A 2,501-nucleotide genomic window follows, 5' to 3' on the forward strand; every position below is an offset into this window, starting at 1 on the left:
ATGCGAAATGTGCAAAAACTCGGACTCGCTACGGGTACGGTTTTGGCGCTGATGACCATGTTACTGATTGCGCTGTTCCGTCCTGAAATTGTGGCAATTTATACCTCTGACCATGAAGTATCAGAAGTTGCGATGTATTTACTATTGTTTGCACTCGCCTACCAACTGATGGACGCTTGGCAAATTAGCGCCGCAGGTTGTTTGCGTGGTATGCAAGACACCAAAGGCCCAATGTGGATCACCATGATTGCCTATTGGATTGTGGCTTTTCCAGTCAGCATTTATTTGGCACGTTATACCAACATAGGTGCAGCAGGCGTGTGGATTGGGTTGATTGTTGGTTTAAGCGTAGCATGTGCCCTACTCTTGCTTCGACTTTATAACAACAATAAACGTCTCAGTCAGGACTATCACTAAAACTTTGCGGTGAATAGGAGGGTTAAATACGCTCCTATTTCTCTCTTACAGTTGTGCCAAAGCATCTTTCAGACCCTGTGGTACTTCGCTTTCATCCTCAACTTCTTTGACCACCACCTGCCCTACGATCACTTCATTGCCATTAAAGGTCATGGTCGGTGAACCATACAGGCTATAGCCTTCATTCAGTGCTTTGGTAACACGTGCACAAAACTGCACATCATCCTTGCCTGTAAAATAACGATAAACTTTCATTTATTTCATACTCAAAATTTTTCGCACAGTGTAACGCGATTTTTAAATGCAGCGACATCCAGCGTGCAATTCACTCAATTGACCACTATTATTTAAATAGAAACATCAGCTTAACAATTTAAAGTAGGCAGTCTTGCATTTGTCGCCTATGATCAAATCTGAGATGTAACAAAAATGCCCCGAGGAATATCGCATGGCAAATACGACTCGTACGCCCGGTCGTCGCTTTATGAAACTTGCCAGTATGACGGCAAGTATCGCAACCAAGACTGTGACCAATTCAATTAGAAACTTCAATGCCGATGAAGATAAAAAAAATGCGGCGCGCAGTCAGCTTTTTCAGGACATTGGACTTCAAATTGCAGATACCTTAGGTGAAATGAAAGGTGCTGTAATGAAAGTTGGGCAAATTGCATCTCAGTACAAAGACATTTTCCCACCTGAAGTGGCACGCGCGATTAGTAAATTACAACGCCAAGCGCCAGCGATGCCATTTAGCGAAATCAAAGCGCAGGTAGAAAAAGAACTGGGTAAACCGCTTAATCAAATTTTTACAGCCTTTGAAGAACAACCCCTTGCCGCAGCCTCCATTGGCCAAGTGCATAAAGCCACTTTACCGAGTGGCGAGCAAGTCGTAGTTAAAGTTCAATATCCGGGTGTAGAAGAAGCCTGTGAAAGCGACTTAAAACAAGTCCGTTTAGCGCTCCGCTTAATGGGTGTGCTCAAAATTGACCGTAAGTTACAAGATCAACTCTTTAAAGAAATTCAGGACAGTTTGGATAACGAGCTGAACTATCAAATAGAAGCGCAAAACTTAGAGGTCGCACGAACCTTTCATCAGGCCCTAGACCCTAAGATTATTATTCCTCAAGTCTACAAAGACTATTCAAGCCGTCATATTTTGACCTTAAGCTTGGAGCACGGCGAAAGCATTGAAACTGCCAGTACGTGGTCACAAGACACGCGCAATGAACTGGGACGTCGTTTATTCCGTGCCATTGGTCGTGAAATTTTCTTTTTAAAGCGCTTTCACTGCGACCCCCATCCAGGCAACTTTGCCTTTCGTGAAGATGGTAGCGTGATCGTGTATGACTACGGCGGTGTCAAAACCCTATCGACTGAAATCGTGATGCATTTTAAGCAACTGATTCAAGCAGCGCGCGACAGTAATATCTTGGCCATGGAGCAACAACTGACTGCTTTGCACTCCATGTCTGAACAAGGAAAATTTCCTGCCGAACTGTATGAAGCATGGTTAGAGGTGCTGATGCGCCCCCTTACGACCATGTATGACTTTGCTGAGAACTCCGCTCATCATGATGGCATTGAACTGGTCAAACCATCGCTGAAATATTGGGACGTGTTTAAACCTTCCCCCGATACGCTGATGGTCAATCGTACGGTGTCTGGACATTACTGGAACCTGATTCATCTCAAAGTCCACGACAACCTCAACGATCTGTTTGAAGAGTTGGTACCGCCCACAGCTTAAATAATGACGATAGCTGAGAACAAAACCAATTCAGCTCCAATAAACCCAGTGACTTTATGTAACTGGGTTTATTTTGACTTTAATGTTGTTATATTATAACATTTCAAAAATAATAGATTTAAGGAGATGCTGTATGCGTGCCAATATTCATCCAGAGTATCGCGAAGTGCTATTTCACGACACCAATGCCGATGCATTTTTCATTATCGGTAGTACATTACAAAGTAACCAGACCCGTGAGCATGAAGGTAAAACGTATCCTTATGTCAGTTTGGATATTTCAAGTGCGTCACATCCGTTTTATACGGGTGAGCAACGTCAAACCAGTAATGAAGGT

4 protein-coding genes are annotated in these 2,501 nt (G+C 43.5%); 3 read left to right on the top strand and 1 reads right to left on the bottom strand.

All coding sequences use genetic code 11. The features are described 5' to 3' along the window. Positions 1–417: MATE family efflux transporter (locus B4F08_RS09905; RefSeq protein WP_291374277.1), on the top strand; the 417-nt coding region annotated here is incomplete at its 5' end. Between the two features lie 45 nt (positions 418–462). Here B4F08_RS09905 and B4F08_RS09910 read toward each other — a convergent pair. After that, positions 463–672, bottom strand: coding sequence for a DUF1737 domain-containing protein (locus B4F08_RS09910; RefSeq protein WP_086208996.1), 210 nt, complete (start codon positions 670–672; stop codon positions 463–465). Positions 673–865: 193 nt separating this feature from the next. On the opposite strand from B4F08_RS09910, the gene B4F08_RS09915 reads away from it, so the two are divergent. After that, positions 866–2,164 (top strand): ABC1 kinase family protein, encoded by a 1,299-nt coding sequence (locus B4F08_RS09915; protein WP_291374278.1) that lies wholly within the window; start codon positions 866–868, stop codon positions 2,162–2,164. A 133-nt stretch (positions 2,165–2,297) separates the two neighbouring features. Beyond that, positions 2,298–2,501: type B 50S ribosomal protein L31 (locus B4F08_RS09920; RefSeq protein WP_291374279.1), on the top strand; the 204-nt coding region annotated here is incomplete at its 3' end.

The sequence above is a fragment of the Acinetobacter sp. UBA6720 genome, assembly GCF_002454215.1.
GTDB lineage: Bacteria > Pseudomonadota > Gammaproteobacteria > Pseudomonadales > Moraxellaceae > Acinetobacter.